Annotated in this window: 22 protein-coding genes; 10 read left to right on the top strand and 12 right to left on the bottom strand. The window is 68.2% G+C overall.

All coding sequences use genetic code 11. From position 1 onward, the window contains the following. Nucleotides 1-10 precede the first annotated feature (10 nt). Together ELQ94_RS06600 and ELQ94_RS06605 are read right to left on the bottom strand one after the other, a co-directional pair. The gene (locus tag ELQ94_RS06600; protein WP_166404669.1) at nt 11-481 is read right to left on the bottom strand and encodes an NUDIX domain-containing protein; all 471 of its coding nucleotides are present in this window, start codon (nt 479-481) and stop codon (nt 11-13) included. A 286-nt stretch (nt 482-767) separates the two neighbouring features. Beyond that, nucleotides 768-1,994, bottom strand: coding sequence for a DUF3500 domain-containing protein (locus tag ELQ94_RS06605; protein WP_243696893.1), 1,227 nt, complete (start codon nt 1,992-1,994; stop codon nt 768-770). A gap of 337 nt (nt 1,995-2,331) precedes the next feature. Between ELQ94_RS06605 and ELQ94_RS06610 the strand changes: the two genes are divergently transcribed. The 3 genes from ELQ94_RS06610 (at nt 2,332) to ELQ94_RS06620 (ending at nt 7,057) form a co-directional block, all read left to right on the top strand. Beyond that, on the top strand, nt 2,332-4,530 hold the full coding sequence (locus ELQ94_RS06610) for a sensor histidine kinase (protein ID WP_166404670.1): 2,199 nt from the start codon (nt 2,332-2,334) through the stop codon (nt 4,528-4,530). A 282-nt stretch (nt 4,531-4,812) separates the two neighbouring features. Then, complete coding sequence (locus tag ELQ94_RS06615; RefSeq protein ID WP_127048439.1) at nt 4,813-6,276, top strand: ABC transporter permease; 1,464 nt, start codon at nt 4,813-4,815, stop codon at nt 6,274-6,276. A gap of 55 nt (nt 6,277-6,331) precedes the next feature. Next, the gene (locus tag ELQ94_RS06620) at nt 6,332-7,057 is read left to right on the top strand and encodes an ABC transporter ATP-binding protein (protein ID WP_243696894.1); all 726 of its coding nucleotides are present in this window, start codon (nt 6,332-6,334) and stop codon (nt 7,055-7,057) included. A 101-nt stretch (nt 7,058-7,158) separates the two neighbouring features. On the opposite strand, the gene ELQ94_RS06625 is transcribed toward ELQ94_RS06620, so the two are convergent. The 6 genes from ELQ94_RS06625 to ELQ94_RS06650 form a co-directional block, all read right to left on the bottom strand. After that, entirely contained in the window at nt 7,159-7,995 is an 837-nt protein-coding gene (locus ELQ94_RS06625) for an alpha/beta fold hydrolase (RefSeq protein ID WP_127048441.1), read from the bottom strand. 43 nt (nt 7,996-8,038) lie between these two features. Then, nucleotides 8,039-8,755 carry an alpha/beta fold hydrolase gene (locus tag ELQ94_RS06630; protein WP_127048444.1) on the bottom strand — a complete coding sequence of 239 codons (717 nt, stop codon included), beginning with the start codon at nt 8,753-8,755 and terminating at the stop codon, nt 8,039-8,041. A 131-nt stretch (nt 8,756-8,886) separates the two neighbouring features. Beyond that, nucleotides 8,887-11,622: an AAA family ATPase gene (locus ELQ94_RS06635; protein WP_127048446.1), complete on the bottom strand. Its 2,736-nt coding sequence runs from the start codon at nt 11,620-11,622 to the stop codon at nt 8,887-8,889. 47 nt (nt 11,623-11,669) lie between these two features. Further along, nucleotides 11,670-12,140 carry a hemerythrin domain-containing protein gene (locus ELQ94_RS06640; RefSeq protein ID WP_127048448.1) on the bottom strand — a complete coding sequence of 157 codons (471 nt, stop codon included), beginning with the start codon at nt 12,138-12,140 and terminating at the stop codon, nt 11,670-11,672. Nucleotides 12,141-12,309: 169 nt separating this feature from the next. After that, the gene (locus tag ELQ94_RS06645; RefSeq protein ID WP_127048450.1) at nt 12,310-12,492 is read right to left on the bottom strand and encodes a hypothetical protein; all 183 of its coding nucleotides are present in this window, start codon (nt 12,490-12,492) and stop codon (nt 12,310-12,312) included. Nucleotides 12,493-12,501: 9 nt separating this feature from the next. Continuing rightward, nucleotides 12,502-13,704 carry an epoxide hydrolase family protein gene (locus ELQ94_RS06650; RefSeq protein WP_127048452.1) on the bottom strand — a complete coding sequence of 401 codons (1,203 nt, stop codon included), beginning with the start codon at nt 13,702-13,704 and terminating at the stop codon, nt 12,502-12,504. A 103-nt stretch (nt 13,705-13,807) separates the two neighbouring features. Between ELQ94_RS06650 and ELQ94_RS06655 the strand changes: the two genes are divergently transcribed. Both ELQ94_RS06655 and ELQ94_RS06660 read left to right on the top strand, forming a co-directional pair. Beyond that, nucleotides 13,808-14,407, top strand: coding sequence for a MarR family winged helix-turn-helix transcriptional regulator (locus tag ELQ94_RS06655; RefSeq protein ID WP_127048455.1), 600 nt, complete (start codon nt 13,808-13,810; stop codon nt 14,405-14,407). Next, complete coding sequence (locus tag ELQ94_RS06660) at nt 14,404-15,363, top strand: NmrA family NAD(P)-binding protein (RefSeq protein WP_127048457.1); 960 nt, start codon at nt 14,404-14,406, stop codon at nt 15,361-15,363. The genes ELQ94_RS06655 and ELQ94_RS06660 overlap by 4 nt, the downstream gene beginning before the upstream one ends. Before the next feature lie 62 nt (nt 15,364-15,425). On the opposite strand, the gene ELQ94_RS06665 is transcribed toward ELQ94_RS06660, so the two are convergent. After that, nucleotides 15,426-15,839, bottom strand: a complete 414-nt coding sequence (locus tag ELQ94_RS06665; protein ID WP_166404671.1) for a hypothetical protein — start codon at nt 15,837-15,839, stop codon at nt 15,426-15,428. A 176-nt stretch (nt 15,840-16,015) separates the two neighbouring features. After that, entirely contained in the window at nt 16,016-17,068 is a 1,053-nt protein-coding gene (locus ELQ94_RS06670) for an SDR family oxidoreductase (RefSeq protein WP_127048461.1), read from the bottom strand. A gap of 86 nt (nt 17,069-17,154) precedes the next feature. Between ELQ94_RS06670 and ELQ94_RS06675 the strand changes: the two genes are divergently transcribed. The 3 genes from ELQ94_RS06675 to ELQ94_RS06685 all read left to right on the top strand — a co-directional run bounded on the left by ELQ94_RS06675 (nt 17,155) and on the right by ELQ94_RS06685 (nt 18,694). Next, nucleotides 17,155-17,487: an ArsR/SmtB family transcription factor gene (locus tag ELQ94_RS06675; RefSeq protein WP_243696895.1), complete on the top strand. Its 333-nt coding sequence runs from the start codon at nt 17,155-17,157 to the stop codon at nt 17,485-17,487. A gap of 38 nt (nt 17,488-17,525) precedes the next feature. Beyond that, nucleotides 17,526-17,903: a hypothetical protein gene (locus ELQ94_RS06680; RefSeq protein WP_243696896.1), complete on the top strand. Its 378-nt coding sequence runs from the start codon at nt 17,526-17,528 to the stop codon at nt 17,901-17,903. A gap of 137 nt (nt 17,904-18,040) precedes the next feature. After that, nucleotides 18,041-18,694, top strand: a complete 654-nt coding sequence (locus ELQ94_RS06685) for an HAD family hydrolase (protein WP_127048463.1) — start codon at nt 18,041-18,043, stop codon at nt 18,692-18,694. A 24-nt stretch (nt 18,695-18,718) separates the two neighbouring features. On the opposite strand, the gene ELQ94_RS06690 is transcribed toward ELQ94_RS06685, so the two are convergent. Further along, a complete protein-coding gene (locus ELQ94_RS06690; protein WP_127048465.1) occupies nt 18,719-19,153 on the bottom strand; it encodes a protein-tyrosine phosphatase family protein in 435 nt (144 codons plus the stop codon). Nucleotides 19,154-19,378: 225 nt separating this feature from the next. Between ELQ94_RS06690 and ELQ94_RS06695 the strand changes: the two genes are divergently transcribed. Next, entirely contained in the window at nt 19,379-21,034 is a 1,656-nt protein-coding gene (locus tag ELQ94_RS06695) for an ABC-F family ATP-binding cassette domain-containing protein (protein WP_127048467.1), read from the top strand. A 121-nt stretch (nt 21,035-21,155) separates the two neighbouring features. Here ELQ94_RS06695 and ELQ94_RS06700 read toward each other — a convergent pair whose 3' ends face one another. Beyond that, nucleotides 21,156-22,139 (bottom strand): SDR family oxidoreductase, encoded by a 984-nt coding sequence (locus ELQ94_RS06700; protein ID WP_341807724.1) that lies wholly within the window; start codon nt 22,137-22,139, stop codon nt 21,156-21,158. 15 nt (nt 22,140-22,154) lie between these two features. Between ELQ94_RS06700 and ELQ94_RS06705 the strand changes: the two genes are divergently transcribed. After that, a complete protein-coding gene (locus tag ELQ94_RS06705) occupies nt 22,155-22,754 on the top strand; it encodes a TetR/AcrR family transcriptional regulator (RefSeq protein ID WP_127048472.1) in 600 nt (199 codons plus the stop codon). Nucleotides 22,755-22,844: the final 90 nt, after the last annotated feature.

The following is a 22,844-nucleotide window of genomic DNA, read 5'->3' on the forward strand; positions in this document are numbered from 1 at the left end:
GGCTCGACCCTCACGCGTCGTGAGCGCCCGGGCGGCGCGGGGAGTCGTCGATGACGCGATCGATCCAGTCGCGGCGACCGAGGGTCGGGATCACATCACGGTCGAACCAGCCCAGCTCGAGGAGCTCCTCCATGTCGGGAGCGGCGTCACTGAGCAACTCGCAGTCGTAGGCCGTCGTCACGTAGCCGACGTTGTCACCGTTCGGGTAGGTCATCATCATCGGCTCACCGCCGTAGACGCCCACGATGCCGCGGATGCGGATGCGGGCGCCGGTCTCCTCGAGCACCTCGCGCACCAGCGCGTCGGCCGGCTCTTCCCCCGGCTCCACGCCACCGCCGATCAGGCTCCAGAGACCGGAATGACGATGCCGCGCGAGCAGGTATCGGTCGCCGTCTCGGATCACGGCGGTGACGCCGGGAAGGAGGAGGAGGTCGGTCCCGATACGGGAGCGGATCGAGGCGACGTAGTCGGACATCGGCATTCACGCAGTCTAAGGTCGGGTCCGAACGGCCTGCAGATGGACCGTGGCATTGCCCAGGGCACCTACCGATGTGTGACCGAGCGGCATCACCAGGCCGACGAACAGCGCTTCGCCCAACTCGAGGAGAATGCGCGGAACCGTCCACCTGATCGGATTCGTCGGATCTCGACGGTCTCCGAGCGCACCGAATCGGGCGCCGAGCGAGCTCACACGTTGGTGCCGGTGTTCGCGGCGAATGCGTGGAGGACCACCACAGGGGGTGATGGCCGTCCACGTCACCTGTCTTCTAGCTACCGGGCAGGGTGCCACCGTCGGACGGGGCCCCGTCGGCCGGTGCATCGCCCTCGGGTGCGCCGCCGCCCATGCCCCCGGTCGCTTCCTGCTGCTCGACACTGTTCGCATAGTCGTCGGTGGGGTCGCGGTAGATGGTGTGGACGTGGCCCCAGCCGGAGGTGCTGACGCCGTCGATGTCGGCGCCGGCCGAGCCTTGCTGGGCTTGGAACCCGACGTAGACGTTCGGGCCCGAGATCGAGAAGTTGATGCCGTCGCCCTCCGTCATGTCGTACGTCGTCTCGCCGGACCACGCGATCACGGTCTCGTCGAGCGTCGCCTCGATCTCGGCGCGGGTCGACGCGGCGGTTTCCTCGTCCGCCATCTCGGACCAGTTCGCGATGAGGTCGAGGAGCAGCTCGCGCTGTTCGTCGGTGAGGTCGGCGCCCGTGAGACCGGCACCGCTGGTGAACTCGCAGGTGTCTCCCGGGGCGCACATTGTGACGTCGCCCGAGGTCAGGATCGCCTGCTGCTCGGCGGTGAGGGAGTCGAAGAACGCGAATGCGTCCGAGTAGATCCCGTCGAACACCTGCACCTCCGTGCCGTCCTCGCTCGTCCAGTCGGCGGGCTGCGCGCCGAGGTGGGTCGGAGCGAAGGTGATCGCGTCGGCGGCGCCGTCGAGGGTGGCGTTGATACCGAGGTGGTGTCCGCCGAACTGCACCGTGTAGGCGCTGGTGTCGGAGGCGTCACCGAAGAGCGCGATGTAGTACTGGCCGAGAGTGGACTCCGTGGTGCTGCTGTTCTCCACGAGGTACTGGTCGCTGGCGATGATGTTCGACACGGTCTCGTAGGCGCCGTCGCTGAGCAGGGCCTCCATCACCTGGAGGGCGGCGACCTGCTGTTCCTCTGTGAGATCCGCGACGTTCAGGCCGGCACGGTCGACGAGCGTGATCGGGAAGTTCGACCACGACGTGGTCTTGGTCTCGTCGTCGTAGTCGAAGGTGACGGCTTCGCGCTGCTCGTCGGAGAGCGTTGCGAGGAAAGCCTGGACGGCCTCGGTGGTGTTCGTGATGGTCTCGGCCGTGGTGCTCGCGTCGGAATCGGCGACCGCCGTCGCGGCATCAGCGACCGTGACATCACCGGTGGCACTGCTCGACGTGGTGGTGCCGGAAACGGTCGACCCGGCAGAGCTGACGGCTCCTGAGGCGCAGCCGGTCAGTAGGAACCCGCCGACCAGGAGCACAGTCGTTCCAAGGAGGAGTCGGCGTCGGCGTGGGCGTGGGCGCGTAGTGGAATCCGATTTCTGTGTCATGAGAGGACCGTAAGATCCACAGTTTGGTGGCTCCTCTGGCAAACCTATGAACCGCCGATGAGATCGGCGCTCCGAGTCGGAGCAGCCCGTACTGGGGGTCGTTTGCTCGAGGGCCTCGACATAGCGTGTGCCGGTGATAGAAAGTCGTCCGGCGGAACCGAGGGCGCTAGCCCGGAACGGCTGGCGGCACCTGCGAGGCACTGCGCCCGAACAGTCCGCATCGAGTTCCGGCGACGAGCGGCCGCTTCGAACCGGCGTTGCACGCGGGATGGTGTCCACCCTGTCCGTCGTCGCACCACTGCTGGTGCTTTTCTCGCTCCCGGGATTCCTGGCGGACCACCGGACTGAACCTCTGTCGCTCCTCGTGCTGTCGCTGTGCCTCAGCGGAGTGATGGTCGCCGCACTCCCCCTGGCCCTCGTACGGCGCGGCGAACCAGGCCACACGTGGCCTCGGGTGTCCGCAGCGGCATACCTCAGCCTCATGGCGCTGGAGGGCTTGCACCTTCATTCTCCGTCGCCCTCCGGCTCAGCGCCGTGGCTCGTCGGTATCTCGTGCGTCGCGTTCAGCGCGCTCGCGCTCGGAACGAATCGCCCGTTGTGGGCGGGGCTCGGGTGCATGGGTATTGTCGCCGGAATCACCGTCATCTACGTCGATCACGTGTCGATAGAGAACCTCGTCGTGAACTCCGTCGGGCTTCTCGCGATCGCCGCGGCTCTGATTCTGGGGGTCACGACCGTGCGTCACCGGGCCGACCTTGCCGACTCGACAGAGCGCAGTGTGCGTGACTTGTTCGAGCGCTCACAGCGGCAAGCGGCACTCGAATCGGAACGTGTGCGCACGGACGCGCTCTTGCACGATTCCGTGCTTGCGACCCTCTCGACCGCCGCCTCCGGATATGGCACACCCGACCAGACCCTGATCATGGCCCGTACCGCGCTCGAGGTCGTGACCGGCACGGCCGACGTCCCTGACAAGCCCTCCTTGAGGGTGACATTCGAGCGCGCTGTCGCCGCGGCCGAGCACGAGCTCACACCCGTGCAGGGCGCGGTCCGGTTCGACCTGAGCGACGCCTCCGCCGTCGAATTGCCTGTCGACGTCGCCGAAACCCTCGTCGCGGCGATGCTGCAAGCTCTCAACAACAGCATCAAACATGCCGGCCAGTCGGTCGATCGAGGCGCCACAGCCACTCGAGTTGGCGACGACGGCATCAGCATCGACATCAGCGACAACGGCCGCGGTTTCGACCCGGCGCAGATCGCGCCCGAACGGCTCGGTGTTCGAGCGTCGATCCTCGAGCGCATGACCCTGATCGGTGGCAACGCGGAGATCCGGTCGGCTCCCGGCAGCGGGACGACCGTGCTCCTCCAGTGGAGCCCGACCTCGACTGCACCCCCACCAGATCCGCGCTCCATCGCTTCGATGCACGTCATCTCACGACGGGTTCTCTACGGCACTCTCGCCGTCATCGTCGCGATCGCGATCCTGACCGCGGCGGTTCAGATCGCGCTCGTCTCCCGAGCCGCCGGGCCGCTCATCGCCACCGTTCTGGGCCTCATCATTCTTCCCACCATGGTGCGAGGCGCGCGTATGGGTACGATGCGACGGTCGACCGCGTGGATCGTTACCGCGGTCGGCTGGACCATCTGTCTCGTCGGCACGATCGGCCTCGATGCTGAGGAGTACGATTCCGTTTCCATCGCCTGCTACACCTGCGGCGTCCTCGCCGGTTGCGTCATGGGGTGGATGACTGGGTATCGAGTACCGCCAATCCTGACCACCGTCATTCTCGTGGTCAACGTCGCCGTCTGGGCAGGGCCGCTGGGGGTTGTTCGGCTCGCCCTCGCCGGGGAGATCGTCATCGTCGTCGCCGGCTTGATACTGCACCGCGCTATCCAACGCGTCACGGAAGCGGCACGCACGGCCGCGACCAAGGAGCGCGAGACGACGCTCTGGCAGGCCGAACTCGATGCGTTCCAGCTCGAGCGCCAGAAGCGGCTGCGGCTCGTCAGCCATGACGCCGCGCCGATGCTTCGACACATCATCAGGACAGGCGGCGCTCTCGACCAGCCTGCACGCGTGCAATGCCGTGTCCTGGAGCAGACGCTTCGTGACGAGATCCGTGGTCGTCTCCTTCTCAACGACAACGTCCGTTCCGCCATTCTTCGTCACCGTCGACGCGGTGCGCTGGTCCTCCTTCTCGACGACGGGGGTCTGGACGACCTCTCACCGACCGATCGCGAAGAGCTCCTCGACGACGTCGCGCGCCGGATCGAACCGCTCAGGTCGAGCCGAATCGTCATCCGCACCGGGCAGTCGCACGACACGACAGCGATCACCATCATGGCGTCGACACCCGACGACACCGCGGCCGCCCTCGGCCTCGACGACGACTCCGAGGTCGACCTGTGGGCGGTCATCCCCCGCCCCGTCGTCGCCGATCGCATCGTCGCTGCCGCACCTCACTGACCACCTGCGTCAGCGACGGGAGCCGCGACCCCGAACCGGCCGGCACCTGTCGGTGTTCGCCGCTCGCCGAGCGTCGTGCTCGTGCTCGTGCTCGTGGTGCTTATGACCGCCCGTCGCGTCTGCATACGGGGCAGCCCCAGAGAAGAGCTCCACGATCCGTGGTGGTACTCCCGCCGAACGATCGGGTCGTGGATTGCGCACTCATAGCGGCTGCATTCTCGACGGAGAGGATCGGCTCCTAGCGTCGGATCGACCGGTCGCCGTGACCGGAAAAGGAGATCCATGTACTTCACGTATCTGCGACGCGAATTGAGCGGCCGCACCAAACAGACAGTCATCGTCTCAGCGGGGCTCGCGATCGCGATCGCACTCGTCATCATCGTCAACGCCCTCACCGCGGGGGTGCGAGACGCGCAGACGCAGGCTCTCGAGTCCGTCTACGGCGTGGGCACCGACCTCACCGTTGCGGGTGCCCAGCAGGAGCCAGACGAGCGCGACGATTCCCGCTTCGAGTTCGATCAGGACGGCGGAGCCACGGCCGACGACGGCAGCACGACGCTCGCGCAATCGCAGCTCCGCACCGAGATGGGACGCGGAACGCTCGCTGCCGCGACGATCTCCACGATCTCGGCGATCGGCGGCGTTTCCTCGGCGACGGGTGCGCTGAGTCTCACCAACTCGACCTTCTCCGGCGAACTCCCCCAGACGACCGACGGTGGGACGAGTACTGAAGGCGAGGCAGGAACACCCCCTGCCGACGGTGACCAGCAGGGCGGGGGTGGCTTCGGCGGTGGTTCGTTCGACGTCGAATCCTTCACGGTGCTGGGCGTCGATCCGGCCGTGCAAGCGGTAGGCCCGCTCTCCTCTGTCACGGCTTCCGAGGGCCGTGCCCTCGACACGGGCGACGCCGGCCAGAACGTCGCCGTTCTCGACGCGACCTACGCGACGACGAACGACCTCGCCGTCGGTGGCACCGTCGACGTGGGCGGCACGACGATGGAGATCGTCGGCATCGTCTCGTCGAGCTCGAGCGACACGGACACCGCCTCGAACATCTACATCCCCCTCGACGTCGCCCAGTCGCTCGCGGGAGTCGGCGACGTCGTCTCGACCGTCTACGTGCAGGCCACGTCGGCCGACGGCATCGCCACCGTCCGGGACGAGATCGAGACGGCCCTCCCCGACGCGACCGTGAGCTCCCAGTCGGACCTCGCCTCCACGGTGTCCGGTTCGCTCTCGAGCGCCACGTCGCTCATCACCAGTCTCGGCACGTGGCTGTCGATCCTCGTCCTTGCGGTGGCCGTGGTGCTCGCTGTGCTGTTCACGATGTCCGGTGTCTCACGACGCACCCGCGAATTCGGCACCCTCAAAGCGATCGGCTGGTCCAACGGCCGCGTCATCGGGCAGATCGCCGGGGAGTCGATGGTGCAGGGTCTCATCGGCGGCGCGATCGGTCTCGCCATCGGGCTCGGCGGCATCCTCGCGATCAACGTGATCGCTCCCACGATCTCCTCCGCGACCGCCGCGACCGAAGCCGGCACCAGCGGACGACCGGGAGCTGGCGGACCCGGGTTCGCCTCCGCGGCTCAGACCGCGACCGACATCACGCTGAGCGCTCCACTGACGCCGTGGGTGCTCGTGGCCGCGGTCGGCCTCGCGGTGTCCGCCGGACTCGTCGCCGGTGCCTTCGGTGGGTGGCGAGCCGCCCGGCTGAGCCCTGCTGAGGCCCTCCGGTCCGTCGCGTGAAACGCGCAGCCGGCACTCACTTTCCCCCGCGTCATTCCCGACAGGAGTCAGCAGCATGACCATCACCCGTTCACACACCGGCCCGATCGCCGAGCCGACCGTCCCCGTGTTGTACCGTCTCGCGGACGTGTCGAAGACCTACACGCAGAAGAAGCGCGTCGTGAAGCCGCTCGTGGGGGTGGATCTCGTGATCCCACGCGGCGAGTTCGTCACCATTCAGGGCCCAACGGGCGGTGGCAAAAGCACCCTGCTGCAACTGCTCGGCGCCCTCGACCGCCCGACGTCGGGGCGGCTGACACTCGGAGACACGGACCTCGCCGAGGCGAGCAACTCCGCCCTCGGCACCGCGCGAGCCCGGGAGATCGGCTTCGTCTTCCAGGGCTTCAACCTCATCCCGACGCTCACGGCGACCGAAAACGTCGACATGGGACTCGAACCGCTCGGCCTCACCGCGGCAGAGCGCCGTTCCCGCGTGACGGACGCCCTCAGCCATGTGGGACTCGCGGATCGCGGCGATCACAGGCCGGGCGAGTTGTCGGGCGGTCAGCAACAACGCGTGGCGATCGCCCGGGCGATCGCCAAGCGGCCGCGCGTCCTCCTCGCCGACGAGCCCACCGGCAACCTCGACGAGAGCATGCGCGACGAGATCCTCGATCTCCTGCAAACGCTCAACGAGGACGGACTCACGCTCGTCGTCGTGACGCACGACTCCGCCGTCGCACGGCGCGCGACGCGGCGCCTGCGGCTGGAGAAGGGCACGATCCGCGACATCACCCGCTGAGCGGGCGTCGCCACCCGCTCAGAGGCGCGGTGCGGGTGAGCCGGTCGGCCCTTCTGCGCCGCGCCTCCAAGCCGGTTCGCTGCGAACGTAGCGTCGCGGTGTCAGCTGCGGATGAACGCGAGGATGTCGGGGTTGATGACGTCGGCGTGAGTCGTCAGCATCCCATGAGGGTAACCCTCGTAGATCGTGAGCGTCGCGTCGCTGAGCAGTTCGGCCTGCTTCAGAGCCGCATCCTTATAGGGCACGACCTGGTCATCGTCACCCTGGAGCACGAGGACGGGCACGGTGATGGCCCGCAGGTCCTCGGTCTGGTCGGTCTCCGAGAACGCCTTGATGCCCTCGTAGTGCGCGAGTGCACTGCCCGTCATGCCCTGGCGCCACCAGTTGTCGACCACCGGCTCCGAGATCGTTGCACCGGGACGGTTGAAACCGTAGAAGGGGCCGGAGGCCACGGCCTGGAAGAATTCGGCGCGGTTCGCGGCGAGAGCCTGACGGAACCCGTCGAAGACCGAGATGTCGGTTCCCTCGGGGTTGGACTCGGTCTTCACCATCAGCGGCGGCACGGAGGACACGAGGACCGCCTTGGCCACCCGTCCCTGCGGCTGGCCGTGACGGGCGACGTACCGGGCGACCTGGCCGCCGCCGGTGGAGTGACCGATGTGGATCGCATCGCGCAGGTCGAGGTGCTCGACGACGGCGGATACGTCGCTGGCGTAGTGGTCCATGTCGTGGCCGGTGCCGATCTGCGAGGAGCGGCCGTGGCCCCGGCGGTCCGTCGCGATGACGCGGTAGCCCTCGGCCAGGAAGTAGAGCATCTGCGCGTCCCAGTCCTCCGAGGACAGCGGCCAGCCGTGATGGAACACGATCGGCTGGGCGTCGGTGCTCCCCCAGTCCTTGAAGTAGATCTCTGCACCGTCGTCGGTGGTCACGAATCCCATAATCGTTTCTCCTTATGTTGGGGGGCGTGGGTTGGTCTCGTCGTCAGTCGAGGTCGGCGATCGCCTCGGTGATGAACGCGGCGACCTCGGCGGGGTGCGTCTGCATCAGCAGGTGCGGCCCGTCGATCTCGATGACCTTCCGGAAGCCGCCGCGCTGGTATCCGAAGCGCTCGACGTCGGGGTTGATGGTGTGGTCGGCGCTCGCGACGATGCCCCAGGACGGCTTGGTCTTCCACGCGGCGGCAGAGGCGGGCTCGCCGAAGGCGACGGCGGACAACGGCCGTTGCGAGACAGCGAGAACCTGGGCCTGCTCCTGGTCGAGACCGCCCGCGAACACGGCGGGGAAGGCGTCGATCGCCACGGAGACGTCGGTGCCGGATTCCGCCCCCTCGATCGGGTAGGGCGCGTAGACCAGGTTCGCGGCGAGGTCACTGTCGGGGAAACCACCCTGCAGGGCGCCGAGGCTCTCACCCTCCTCGAGCGTGTATGCGGCGACGAAGACCAGCCCGACGACGTTCTCGGCTACGCCGGCGACCGTGAGGATCGCGCCGCCGTACGAGTGCCCGGCGAGCAGGACCGGTCCGTCGATCTGCTCGACGAACGACGTGATGTAGGCCGCGTCACCGGACAGGCTGCGGTTGAACACGGGCGGGACGAGCACCTGGTGGCCCTGATCGAGGAGGAGCTTCGTGACCGGTGCCCAGCTGGCGGCGTCGGCGAATGCTCCGTGGATCAGGACGATGGTGGGCGATCCGGGCATGGCGCGGTCCTTCCCGGACCGGACGAGAGACCCGGTCCAGCGTCGGCGGTGGAGGTGAGTGGTCTCGAACCTATCCGCGGGTATCACCGAGGCACATCGGTCACGATGACTGAGATCCGCCGCCGATCGACTTAGTCGTCGGTGGACGGATGCAGATCTGCCTCGGTCGAGAGGACGTCCGGCAGCTGCCGCCGGGTGGATATCCCCAGCTTGTGGAACGCGGCGTAGAGGTGCGCGCCGACCGTCCGCGGTGAGACGAAGAGGTGCTCGCCGATTGCACGGTTGCTCAGTCCCTGAGCCGCGAGCGTGCAGACCCGGAGCTCCTGCGGGGTGAGCAGTTCGTCGCGTCGCCCGGTGGCCGCCAACCGCTCGCCCGTGGCTCGGATGGCGTCGCGTGTGCGCTCCTCCCAGGCAGGCGCGGGTATCGCCCCGAAGAGAGCAAGGGCGGCGTGGAGGACGTCGCGGGCATCCCCGTTCTCTCCCGTGCGGTGGAGACGCCGTCCGAGGCGGAGGAGCGCTCGAGCTTGCGCGTACGGCATCGGCCAGCGGGCGTCCTGCACCGCGGCCCATGCCGAGGTGAGCTCGTCGTCGGGGACGAGCGCGAGCCGGGCATGGTTCAGAGCGGCCTCGACCATCGGTGCGTGCCACCGTGCGTGGAGCGACTCGAGGTCGGCGAGCCGTTGCTCGGCGTCCTTCCGCTTGCCGGACTCGAGGGCGGCGTCGACGAAGTCAGGTGACGTGATGACCGCGAAATCGGGATGGTGCGCGTCATGTTCGGGGTCGGCGATGCCCCGGAGGCGCTCGAGGGCCTTCGCCGGGTGGCCGGTCACCAGGTACGCCGCGCCCTCGGCACCCAAGATGGTCGCGCGCATCGCGCTCGACCGGAGCACCTGCGCGCCGGCTTCCGTCCCACCGGTGATCGCGTCGACATCGGGCTGCCTGCCGTCGAGGGCGTCGAACCACGCGAGTGCGCAACGCACCGCGGCGGCGAACCCTGTGTCCCCCAGGTCACGGCCGAGCGACGCCGCCTCGTCGGCGAGGACACGGGCCTTCGAGACGTCCCCGGCGAGGTAGGTCGTCATGGAGGCCCCCATGAGCGCCTGCGGGAACGTACGCAGGTCGCCTCGCACCCGCATGCTCGCGAGGGCTCGATCGAGGAGGACACGCGCGGTGTCGATGTCTCCGACGAGATTGAGCGCATACCCGACGAGCCACGCCGACTCCTCATCCTCGACGGACGCAGCCGCCCGGAAAGCTCGTTCCAGGACGCGATCGCCCCGGACCACCGGCTCCGTTCGCGCAGCGAGGAGAATTGCCCGCGGATCGTCCTCCGGCAGCGCGAGCGCCTCGACGACGGTGAGCATCGGGTCGCCGGGGCTTGCCTCCAGGGTGTGGTCCCACGCGATCGCAGCGAGGTGGAGGAGCGCAGCAGTGGCGTGCTCCACCCCGCCGACCGCCTGCATCTCCGAAACGGCGTGGAGCGCCAGCCCGAGGTCGCCCCTGGACAGTCCCGTCCGACCGGTGGGCAACATCTCGGACACCCATGCCGCCCGCGCGGCGAGAAGCCGGTCCGGTGCCTCCGAGCCGGCCCGGTGCGCGAGGAGCGATGCCTCCGAAACGCGCCCAGACAACCCCGCGAGCTCCGCCGCAGCGATCAGGCGGTCGACCCGAACGGCCACGTCCGAGGTGAGGTCGGCCGCCCGCTCGTACGCACGACTGGCGACGAACGGGTCGGACATCGCCGTCCGACCGTCGGCGAACGCAGCGATCTCGTCCGCGAGAGGATCGTCGTGACCCGCCGCGAGTTCGGCGCGCCACCAGATCGTCCGCATCGGCTCATCCTCGTGTTCGTGCACCAGCGCCTTCAGCACCGCGGCACGTTCCGTCGGCGAGGCCGTCGCCAAGACGGCCGACTGCACGAGCGGGTGTCGGAATCGGATGGCACGAGGAGCAACCCACTCCAGGAGTCCGGACGCCGAGGCTCGTTCCGTCCATGCCGGCGCCGGAACCTTCCCGATCGCCCGTCCGGCGACCTGAGCCGCCTCTTCTGCGGTTGCGTCGCTGGAGAGCGCCACTGCGAGGAGGGCGAGTCTCGTGGGCTGGTCCAGTTCCGCGTAGCGATCGGCGAACTCCTGTTCCACCCGCCCGATGACGGGCCGCTGGCGGGGACGGTCCACTGAGGTGGATCGGCCGAGTTCTCGGAGCGCGAGCGGGTTACCCGCGGCACGAGCCATGAGCTCGCGCCGTGCCTGCCCCGACGGCGCACCGGGAACCGCGTCGAGCAGCTCAGCGGCGGTCGCGTCATCGAGCGGCGCGAGGTGCAGGCGTTCCACGCCGGGCTCGTCGAAGGCTTCCATGTTTCGCGTCGACATCACCACGACGATCGGGTCCTCCGAGACGCGACGGGCGAGCATCCGAAGTGCCCATTCGGACGATGCATCGATCCAGTGCAGGTCCTCCACGACGATGAGAAGCGGGCGCTCGGCGGCGGCGTCGGAGAGCAGGGTCAGCGCCGCGAGCCCAGCGAGGAGCGGCGACGGCTGCACGCCCGTCGCGACGCCGAAGGCGACGTCCAACGCACCCCGCTGTGGTGCCGGCAAGCCGGCGATACCCGCGCGCAACGGGTACAGGAGCCTGTGCAGCGCCGCGTACGGCTCCGCTGATTCATCCAGAGTGCCAGTCGTCGTGAGGACCCTCACGCCACAGCTGCTCGCGTACTCGATGACCTCGGCGACCAGCGACGACTTGCCGATCCCCGCTTCGCCGTCGATCACGAACGCGGAACCACCGCTGCCCACCTCGCGGATCGCCGTACGGAGGGCCGCGATCTCCCGCTCACGCCCGATGACGGGCTGCGCCATCGTCATGCCCTCAGTATGCCAGCGGTACTACCCGGATCGGAGAGACGAAGCGGCTACAGCGGTCCGAGGACGTCGGTCACAGCGTCGTCCAGTTCCAGGCTCTCGAGCACACGCACGAGCTGCCGTTCCTCGTAGCGGAAGTGAGTCTCCATCACCGCAGCGACGCCGTCGAGGTGGAGAGAGAGTTCCGCCCTGGATGCCGCCCGATTCACGGCCGCGCTGAGTTCTCCGAGAAGATGCGCGATCATCGAGTGGTCTTGTTCGAGGGATCGCAGCACGGGAGCCAGGTGAGGATGCGCGGCTTCGATCGCAGGGAACAGGGCACGGTCCTCGCCGCGGTGGTGTCCATCGAGTGCCGCGCAGAATCCGTGGCAGTACAGCAGCAGATCACGTGTCGCGTCTTCTGATGGGCCGCCGTCGTTCACGGCCGATTGTGCGACAGCCAGTGCGTCGCGCAGCCGTTGGTGCACGCGGCGTAGTTCGTTGCTCCAGGCGTTCAGCCTGGTCGTCTCGCGCTCAGTCACGCGAGGACGAAGGGAGCGATGAGAGCATCGTCAGTCCTTCGTGTCCGACGCCTCCATGCCTGACACAGACTGCCAGCGGCACGCGACGCTGCACCTATGATAATCGGTCGCGTCGCTGCTATCGGGGTCGTGGAGGGGATGCCTGCCGGCAGCCGGAGGGGCAGGTGTCTCAGGCCCGCGATCGTGCGCGGTCGCGCACGTACCCGACGATGTAGATCACGAGAAGGACGATTCCAGCGATCTGAAGAGCGAGAGACAGCCCGGCGAGGAACTCCACCTGAGGCCACACGAGCCGAAGAACCAGAGAGACGAACATGGACGCGAACGCGACGACGACGAGCGTGTTCTTCATGGTTCGATCCTACCGGCCGTCTCGATGGCGGAACGTCGTCCGGACGTCCTCCACGAGCGCCTCCGGCTGCTCGAGCATGGCGAAGTGGCCTCCCCTCGATACCTCGTTGAAGTGGACGAGGTCCGTGTAGCGGCGTTCCGCCCAGCGGCGTGAGCGGCGCATGTACTCGCCTGGCATGATGCTGAGTCCCACGGGCAACCGCAGCGGATTCTCGAGCGTGCCGGCGCTCGTCCAGCCCGTGCGCGCGGCCTCCCAGTACATGCGCGCCGAGGAGGCCGCCGCGTTCGGCAGCCAGTAGAGCATGATGTCGTCGATGATCTCGTCCAGGTCGAAGAGCTTCTCGGCGTCGCCGTGCTCGTCGTGCGATCCGCCGACGTCCTGGAACATTGCGTAGATCCACGACGCGAGCCCCACGGGAGAGTCCGACAGCGAATATCCGATGGTCTGCGGGCGCGTCGACATCTCCTGCGAGTACGCGGACAACACCCCGAAGTAGTAGCCGGTCTCCTGAACCATGAGGCGTTCGTCGTCGGTGGCCTGCTGCATCTCCTCGTCCGTGGGCATGAACTGCGCCATGTTGAGGTGGATGCCGGCCAGTCCGATGCCGCGTTCGGTCTCGAGGGAACCGAGCTCTGCCGTGACGGACGCGCCGATGTCGCCGCCCTGCGCGAACCATCGGCTGTAGCCGAGCCGCTCCATGAGTACGGCCCAGGCACGCGCGGTGCGGGCGATGTCCCAGCCTGTCTCCGTGGGCTGCCCGGAGAAACCGAAGCCGGGAAGGCTCGGGATGACCACGTCGAAGGCGTCCTCCGCCGCTCCCCCGTGCGCTTCCGGGTCGGTGAGCGGCCCGATCGCGTGGCGGAACTCGAGGACCGATCCGGGCCACCCGTGCGTGAGCAGCAGCGGACGCGCTCCCGGCACCGCTGATTTCACGTGGAGGAAGTGGACCTCGAGGCCGTCGATCGTTGTCGTGCACTGGCCCCACTCGTTGAGCTGTCGCTCGGTGGCGCGCCAGTCGTACGCGGTGGCCCAGCGCTCGACGAGCCGCCGGATCACCGCGAGGCGCGGCCCCTGGGAGGTGTCGTCGACGGTCTCCGCGTCGGGCCAGCGGGTGTCGCGCAGCCGTCGGCGGAGGTCGTCGAGGTCCGCCTGGGGGATGTCCAGGGTGAACGGGGTGATGTCGGTGGGGTGAGCGCTGCCGATGGATGTCATGGGTCGTCTTTCTGAGATGCGGAGGTGCCGCCGCGAATGGGGAATCGATCTGAAATAGATATCGTCTTGTCGCAGGACGATCTAAGCACGATATGATCTAAACATGAACGCATCCCCTGACGACCCCGTCGGATCCCCCGAGTCGCATATCGACTGGGACGCCGAAGGGATCGAGACCGAGCTGGGCTGGTCGCTTCAGGCGATGTACCAGGGCTTCGCTCGCTCCGCGAGCGGGGCCGTCGCCTCGGTGCCGGGTGGACCGCGCGGCTATCAGGTGCTCGTGGCGATCACGACGGAGCCCGTCTCCTCGCAGCTCGCCCTGGCCACCCGCCTCGGCATCGACAAGACCGCCATGACCTACGTGATCGACGCCCTCGAGTCCGACGGACTCGTCGAGCGACGCCCCGACCCGCAGGACCGCCGCATCCGGCAGGTGCACCCGACGCACAAGGGACGCGCGCTTCTCACGACGTCCCGGCAGTCCCTCCGCGACGTGGAAGAGCTGCTCATGCGCGACCTCGACGCCGACGAGCGCCGCCAGCTCCGGTTTCTCCTCGCCCGCGTCGCACTCGGTGCCGGTGACATGGACGCCGCCAGCGCCACGATCGACACCTCCCTCGAACAGCCCATCGCCGCCCCGGAACGTTCGCGGCGCCGTGGCACCACCTCACCCGACCACAACCGAACATCGGAACAACAATGACCTCCTCCGTCCTCGTCGCGGGCGCCACCGGCGACATCGGCCGCCGCATCGTCCGCGAACTCCTTCACCGTGACGCCCGGGTCCGCGTCCTCACGCGCCCCGGCAGCGGGACTGCCGCCGCGCTCTTCGGCGGCGACGACCGCATCGACATCGTCGAGGCCGCGTACGGCGACCCATCGGCGCTCACGACCGCCGTCTCGGGCACCGACGTGGTGCTCTCCGCGGTCAGCGGAGTGCGCCCCGTGATCGTCCACGCTCAGCGCGCGCTCCTCGCCGCGGCTGTGGACGCGGGCGTTCCCCGCTTCATCCCGTCGGACTACTCCTCCGACTACCGGCGCATCGCCGTCGGCAGCAACCGCAACTTCGAGCTGCGCCGCGAGTTCGCCGCCGATCTCGACGCCGCGCCCATCCACGCCACCTCCATCCTCAACGGAGCGTTCACGGACATGCTCACGGGAACGGCGCCGATGATCCTCTTCGGCCGCAAGAAGGTGCTGTTCTGGTCGTCCGCCGACCAGGTGCTCGACTTCACGACGAAGGACGACACGGCCCGCATGGCCGCGCTCGTCGCCCTCGACGACGACGCTCCCCGCGTGGTCGAGGTCGCGGGCGATCGCGTGACCGCTCGCGACGTCGCCCGCACGATGTCCGACCTCACGGGCACGACGTTCGGGCTGCAGTGGGCCGGCACAACAGGCACGCTCGGAGCGATGGCCGCCGTCGGTCGCCGCCTGTCGAAGAACGCCGACGAGACCTTCCCCGCCTGGCAGGGCATGCAATACTTCGTGAGCATGTTCAGCGGCCAGGCGCAGCTGCGCCACGTGGACAACGCCCGCTACGGCGAGCACCGCTGGACGACGGTGCGCGACGTGCTCGAAGCACACCTCGGCAACCAGTTGATCGTCGGCACGGCATCGTCCGCAACGCGAGCGAGTGGTACGACGACCGTGGCGTAGAGGACCGCCCAGCCGGAGCAGCCGATCTCCACGCCAACGGTGCGCCGTGGAGTCGCCGTCAGCTACACAGCGGGAGCACTGGATCGTCGACGTCGCACAGCTCGGCCGACGGCGACACCGACCACCCCCACCACCACGGGAATGACGAGACCGAGGAAGATGACGACCGTCATCGCGAGAACGAACGTGGGCATCAAGGCGCCCCCGATCAGGTAGAGCGCGAGCAACGGGAGGAGGATCAGCAGCGTGAGCCACGCGGTTCTCGGCGGCCTGGATGCTGCGAGAATACCCGCGGCGATCGCGACGGCCGCCGACCACAGCGCGATGCCCAGCGTGAGACGCCACGATTCGTACGCCTGCAACGGAAGCAACTGAGGGCCGGGCGCCGCGAGATCCGGATTCCCCAGGACGAGCAGCACCGCGAACACCAGGCTGACGGCGGCGAGGCCGAAAGCCGTCACGCTGAGAACACGCACAGTACCTCCACGGGAACGGGATCGATGCGGAATGGGGAAGGGACCAGAGAGTCCGGGCGCGATCGCGGTCGCCCCATCCCCGCTCGTCAGCTTGGCAGTTCGGAGGTGGAAAGCCAACGAAACGCGCCAAACGGACTCGACGACTCCTTCGCCCACGGCGCGCGTCGGGACGTGGGCTAGGGAATCAACCGCCGATCGCGGAGGTCCTGGAAGATACGCGTGAACATCCCCTCGGTCTCGACGTACTCGTGGAAGCCGGCCCGCCGTGATTTCGATGTGTCGGCGATCACGTCGTAGTCCCAGGCGAAGACGAAGTCGCCGAAGGCCCACGACGACACGTCGGCGTAGGGCGTCGGGAGGAGGCCGTGCCGTTCGACCATCGCGTTCCACAGCCCTTCCTTGTCGGCCATGACGTCGGAGAGGTTCATCTCGAGGGGCGGGGCCACCTCGAGGTCGAAGAACGCGGCGATCGCGGGCCACATCGACGACCAGCGGAACAGGTCGCCGTTCGTGATGTTGTAGGCCTCGTTCCGGCCGGCCTCGGTCGTGGCCGCCCACACGGTCGCTCGCGCGAGGAGATCGGCGTCGGTCATCTCGATCAGGCTCCCGTAGGCCCCCGGCTTGCCGGGGAACCGAAGGGGGATGCCGAGTTCCTTGCTCATCGAGGCGTAGAGGGCGATGACCATGGCGAGGTTCATCGGGTTCCCGAGGCCCACTCCGGCGACGACCGACGGCCGCATCGCCGACCACGTCCACGACGCGCTGGCCTGTCGTCGTTCGAGGAACTGCTGCTGATCGACGTTGAACTCCGGGGGCATGTGGGGCGGGTCGGACTCCTTCGCGGGAGTGGCGAACGGCCCGAGGTGGGCGCCGTACACCTTGTACCCCTGCATGAGGCTGATGTGCTCGAGGTTGGGGGCGACGGGCTCGATGGCGTCGACGACGTTGGTGAGCATCGCGAGGTTCGGCGCGACGAGCTCCGCCCACGTCGCACGGTCCTGATACGCGGCATAGAACACGTGGGTCACCCCAGCCAACCCCCCGAGACGTTCCGCGGTCTCTTCCCGGTCGAGGAGATCGACGGCGATGTGACGAACGCTCCCCCGGTCCTCGCCGCCGCGGCGCGACAACCCGACGATGTTCCACCCGCCGAGGGAGTCCAGATGCGCGATCAGGTTGCCCCCGATCACTCCGCGTGCTCCGACGACCAGTGCTGTCCTGCCATTCATTCGCTCTCCATCGTTAGATCGTGATTTACCGATCTAAGGTGTAGCACACCATCGGTAAATACCGATATTGCGATACATTGGACCACGTGACGCAGACGCAAGAGCAGGAACTCGAGCAGGACCTGGACCTCGTGGCGGTCTTCAAGGCGCTCGGACACCCCACGCGGCTCGCGATCCTGGGCTGGCTCAAGGACCCAGAGTCGTTCCCCCCGCAGGATCAGCCCGCCGGCGAGGTGGGCGTGTGCCTCAAGCACATCCAGGCCCGGGCCGAGGTGTCGCAATCGACCGCGTCGCAGTTCATGGCCATCCTCCAGCGCGCCGGCCTCGTGACCTGCACCCGCATCGGGCAGTGGTCCCACTACAGCCGCAACGAGCGGGCCATCGAGGCGCTCGGCCAGAAGGTCACGCTGAGCATCTAGGCATTCGCCGCCCGCTTCGGCATCGAGCTCGATGCGCTGTGAGCCTCGGGCTCGAGGCCGTCAAGCCCGCGTTCGGTGACGATCTCGCGGACCTGATCGCGAGTGAGGGTAACAAGCCCGGCACGCCCCACCCCCACCCCCTCGCACTGCGCGTCATCGGACTACTCACGTCCGTCGCGGCGGGGGAACTCGCCGGCCTCCCTCTCGAGAAAGGTCAGGGAACTGCCGACCTGAGTGACTGCCGCACGATCGACTTCGATCTCGACCCGAAGGACGAGCAGCCTCCGAGGTTCCGCCTCGCGTACCGCCTACTGCCCAACGAGGAGCGACCTACGCGCGTCGAGGCCGTCGCCGTAGGATACCGAGCAACTCTCGACGCCTACGTACGCGCGGCGCGAAACCTCGGGCGTCGCTGACGGCGAGGACCGAACCTCTCGCACGGATGTTGCACGGAACGCAGCCGGCAACCCGATTACCCTCGGGCACGTACGCAGCCTCTTGGTGATCCTCGAGCCGAGGTGCCCGGGCGAACGTCGTCCGATACTCTCCGAGGATGGCCACCCGCGGGATCGTCTTCTTCGACATCGATGGCACCCTCGTTCCGTCGGGCTCCAGCAGCAGCTTCCTGGCCGAGTGCTTCGGCCATCAGCAGGAACTCGACCGCGCCGAATCGCTCTATGCGCAGGGTGAGCTGACGAACCAGCAAGTCAGCGAGATCGATGCCCGCGGTTGGCACGGGGCCAGCACCTCGACCGTTGATCGATGGCTCGAGGATCTGCCTCTGATCGACGGCCTCGACGCCGTCGTCTCGTGGTGTCGAGAGCGCCACGTCGAACCCGTGCTTGCGTCGCTCGCGTGGGAGACCGTCAGCGCGTGGATCGCCGAGCGGCATCGGCTCACCTCGAACGGCGGTCCCCGGGTCGGCGTCGTGAACGCGACGTTCGACGGCACCGTGGCTGCGCACTTCGACGAATACGACAAGCGTGATCGCGCGCTCCGGCTCGCGACCGAGCGCGGCCTCAGCCCCTCGCAGTGCTGCGCCGTCGGCGACAGCCGCTCCGATGTCCCGCTGTTCGAAGCGCTCCCCGCCTCCCTCGCGCTCAACGCGAACACGGCGGCGCGAGAGGCCGCCACGGCCATCGTTGACGCGACGGATCTGCGAGCGATCCTGCCGTGGCTCGAGGAGTGGGAACGGTCGCTCGGCTGACGGCCCGAACCCTGGCTCTTCGGGTCACAGCGCGAGCTGAGCGGTGAGCACGAATCGGCGCTGCCAGGGTGTCTCGACCGCGCCGCGCCGATAGGCGGCGCGGACCCACGCCACGGCCTCATCGGCGGGTACTCCGTCGTATCGGGCGAGGATCGCGAGGGCCGTCCCCGTTCGACCCGTGCCGCCGCCGCAGGCGATCTCGACCCTCTCGGTCAGGGACCGGTCGTACGCCTCCCGGAGGGCTGCCATCGCGTCCAGCGGCTCTCGCGGCAGACGAAAGTCCGGCCACGCGATCCACTGCGATGGCCAGCTCTCCTGGTGCACGCGCGACGTGAGATAGAGCCCGAAGGCCGGTACCTCGTCGTCGTCGATGGGGCCGCTTCTCAGACCACGTCCGCGGACGAGCCGACCACTGGGCAGCGTCACGACGCCGCTTCGCTCGGCCGCCCACGTTTCCATCTCGCCATCGTCTCACCGACGAACGTTTGCCGGCAGCGCGGGCGGCACCCTACTCTTGAAACGTGCATTTGTACTACTTGTGACGGCTGAGTAAGGCCCACCGCGCTCGTTGAGAGATCCGAGCCCGCGGAGGCCGCTTGTTCCCGACCCCACTCGGGTCGCCGTCATCTGCGCGCCCTCCCCCGCTTTCGCGGGTTCGTCTGCGCGTCGTCTCGAAGGATTCGAATGCTCACCCCGACCACCCCTCTACCGGCGCGCCGGCGCGCCCAACTCATCGCCTCCGACGTGTCGGTGATGCGCGGAGCCACCCCTGTTCTGAACCACGTCGACCTCACCGTCACACCCACGTCGCGCGTCGCGATCGTGGGAGAGAACGGCCGCGGAAAATCCACGCTGCTCCACGTACTCGACGGCTCCCTGATCCCCGATGCCGGCTCCGTACAGCGCACGGGAACGCTGGGCGTCGCGGAACAGGAGATGGCGGCGAACGACGGCCGGACCGTCGGCCAGGCCGTCGCGGAAGCGATCGCCGAACCGCTCGCCGCCCTGGCGTCCCTCGACGAGGCCGCCCAAGGGCTGTCCGCCGGCACGGGTGACGCTGCGGAGCGCTACGCGGCCGCGCTGGAACGCGCCGAATCACTCGACGCGTGGGACGCAGAACGACGGGTCCAGATCGCCCTCGAGGCGCTCGACGCGGAGACCGACTCGGCCCGACTGCTCGCGGACCTCTCCGTGGGCCAGCGGTATAGGGTGCGCCTGGCGTGCTTGCTCGGCGCCGACGACGATTTCCTGCTGCTCGACGAGCCGACGAACCACCTCGACCGATCCGGGCTCGAGTACCTGAGCGCACAGCTCCGGTCTCGCGCCGGCGGGGTCGTCGTCGTCACCCACGATCGGGCACTGCTCGCAGACGTCGCGGAGACCATCGTCGACCTCGATCCGACCCCCGATGACCGCGTGCGGGTGTACGGCAACGGGTACGCCGGTTATCGCGCCGGCCGGCAGGCCGAGCGGGAACGGTGGGAACAGGAGTACGACCGGCAACAGGCGGAGCACGCGCGCCTGCAGGACAGCCTCAGCTCGGCGCAGAACCGCCTCGTCGCCGGCTGGCGGCCCGAGAAAGGCAGCAACAAGCACGGCCGGGCGACGCGCGCGGGCGGGCTCGTGCAGAGCGTGCACCGACGACAGGAGCAACTCGACGCGCACGCGGTGACCGTGCCGGAACCGCCGCTGCAGTTTCGCTTTCCCGACCTGCCGACGAGGACCGGCGCGGTGCTCCTCAGCGCGGAGCACGTCAGCGTGGCCGGCCGTCTGACCGGCCCCGTGTCGTTCTCGCTCTTGCACCGCGGCCGATTCGTCGTCACCGGACCGAACGGGGCCGGCAAATCGACGCTGCTCAGCGTGATCGCGGGCGAACTTTCCACCGATACCGGTTCGGTCCGGATGCCGCAGAACGTGCGTCTGGGGTTCCTTCGACAGGAGACGGCTCTGCCGGCGGAACGGCGGGCGAGCGAGGTCTACGCCGACCACGTGGATGCGCTCATCGCCGCCGGGACCGTGCCCGCATCGGAGGCGGTCGGGTTCTCACAGCTCGGCCTTCTGCGGGCCCGGGAGTCGAGCAAGCACGTCGGCGAGCTGTCGATGGGACAGCAACGTCGCCTCGACCTGGCGTTGGTGCTCGCAGCGAAGCCGCATGTTCTGCTGCTGGACGAGCCCACCAACCACCTCTCGATCGCACTCGTCGATGAACTCACCGACGCGCTCGGCGTGACGGAAGCCGCCGTGGTGCTCTCCACCCACGACCGGCAGCTCCTCCGTGATGTCGACGAGTGGCCGGCGCTACGCCTCGGCGCGACGGCGGAGAGCGAGGCGCAGGCATGAGCACGAAGAATCCCGATCGGATGCGCGCCGTGCGTCCCCTCGCGGGAGTGGGTAACGACGCCGGGGTCGTCGTCCCTGGCGCCCCTCCCCCTCCGCGCCGAGAACGACGCGCTTTCACGGGTCAGTCGGTGTAGTAGCCGGCTTCGAGGTCGTCGAGAAGGGTCGGGCCGGATGGCGCCCAGCCCAGGAGCCGGCGTGTGGCGGTGGCGGACGAGGGCTGGTCGCCGCCGAGGAGAGCCCCGAATACACCGAGTTGCTCGGGATCGACTGCCGCTGCGGGGAGTCCGGTCTTGGCTGCAATGACCTCGGCGACCCGGCGCATGGGAACGCCTTCCTCGCCGACGGCATGAAGGACGGACCCGGACGGGGCTTTCTCCAGAGCGAGGAAGAACAGCCGTGCCGCGTCGGAGATGTGAACGGCCGGCCAGCGGTTCTGGCCGTCGCCGACGTAGGCTGCGGTGCCGAGTTGGCGGTCCAATCCGACGAGAGCGGCGATCAACCCGTTGTTGTCGCCCTTACCGTGGACCGAACGAGGCATGCGAACCAGGGCGGAGCGGATCCCCATGTCCGACAGGGCCAGGACTGCAGAGGCTGTGCGGGCACGGGATCCGGCCGGGCCCGCAGGGTCGAGAACGTCCTCCTCTGTGGCGACCTGACCGAAGAGAATCGGGGTGCCGGAGGCCGCGATCAAGGCCTTCCCCGTTCCTTCCAGGGCGATGCCGATCTTGCTTATCAGCTCGACCTCGTTGTCGACGGTCTCGTCGAACTCTGCGAAATCGAGAGTGAACGCCAGGTGCGCGACGGCATCGGCTCGTCGGGCTTCCGACACGATCAGGTCGTGGTCCCGCATGTCGCCGCGGACGGCGGTGCCACCGGCGGACGTGATCTTCTCCGCCGAGGCATCGGATCGAGCCAATCCCGTGACGTGGTGTCCGGCTGCGATGAGCTCTGCCGTCAAGGCAGATCCGATCCATCCGGAGGCTCCGGTGATGAAAATGCGCACGTTGTTTTCTCCATTCGAGGGGGCCGGAAGCAGTGGGCTGCCTCCGAGCCTGATGATGTGACTGAGTAACATCACCGTACACCTGATGTTACTCAGTCGCATCACTATGATGGGTCCATGAGTCGCTGGGAGCCCGATGCGCGCGGTCGCCTGCTGCGTGCGGCGATCGAGTTGTTCTCCGAGCGCGGCTATGAAGCGACGACCGCCGCACAGATCGCAGCTCACGCCGGGTTGACGAAGACAACCCTGTTTCGGCACTTCGCCGACAAACGCGAGATTCTGTTCCAGGGGCAGGACGTGCTCGTCGAGGCAGTGAAAGCCGGTGTACGGGGGGCACCTGCGGAGGCGTCGCCGATGGAACTGACGCGCGCCGGCGTCGCATCGCTCTGCGCCGCGCACTCTGAGGACTTGCGAGACACGGGCCGACTACTCGATCCACTCCTGGCCAAGACTCCCGAGCTGCAGGAACGAGCCACCTTCAAGCGCTCCGCCATTTCGGAGGCACTCCAACACGCGCTCCACTCCCGACTCTCGGACATCCGCCAGGCGGGCCTACTCGCCGACGCCGGCGTGCGGGCCTACTACGAGGGGTACGCCGCCTGGATGCACGCCGACGGCACCGGGACGCTGATCGACAGCGTCCACGAAGAACTGACGGCCTACGAGGCGGCCCTCCGCCGACTCGTGAAGGACACGCCGCGGCCTGCGTCCTTCTGACTGAGGGAGCGCGAGCAACCGCCCACTGCTTTGGGAGACTCACCGGCTCGAGGAGCGAGCCGAGCAGTGCGCACTTGACCCCGCCGTAAC

Source organism: Labedella endophytica, assembly GCF_003990045.1.
GTDB classification, from domain to species: Bacteria; Actinomycetota; Actinomycetes; order Actinomycetales; family Microbacteriaceae; genus Labedella; species Labedella endophytica.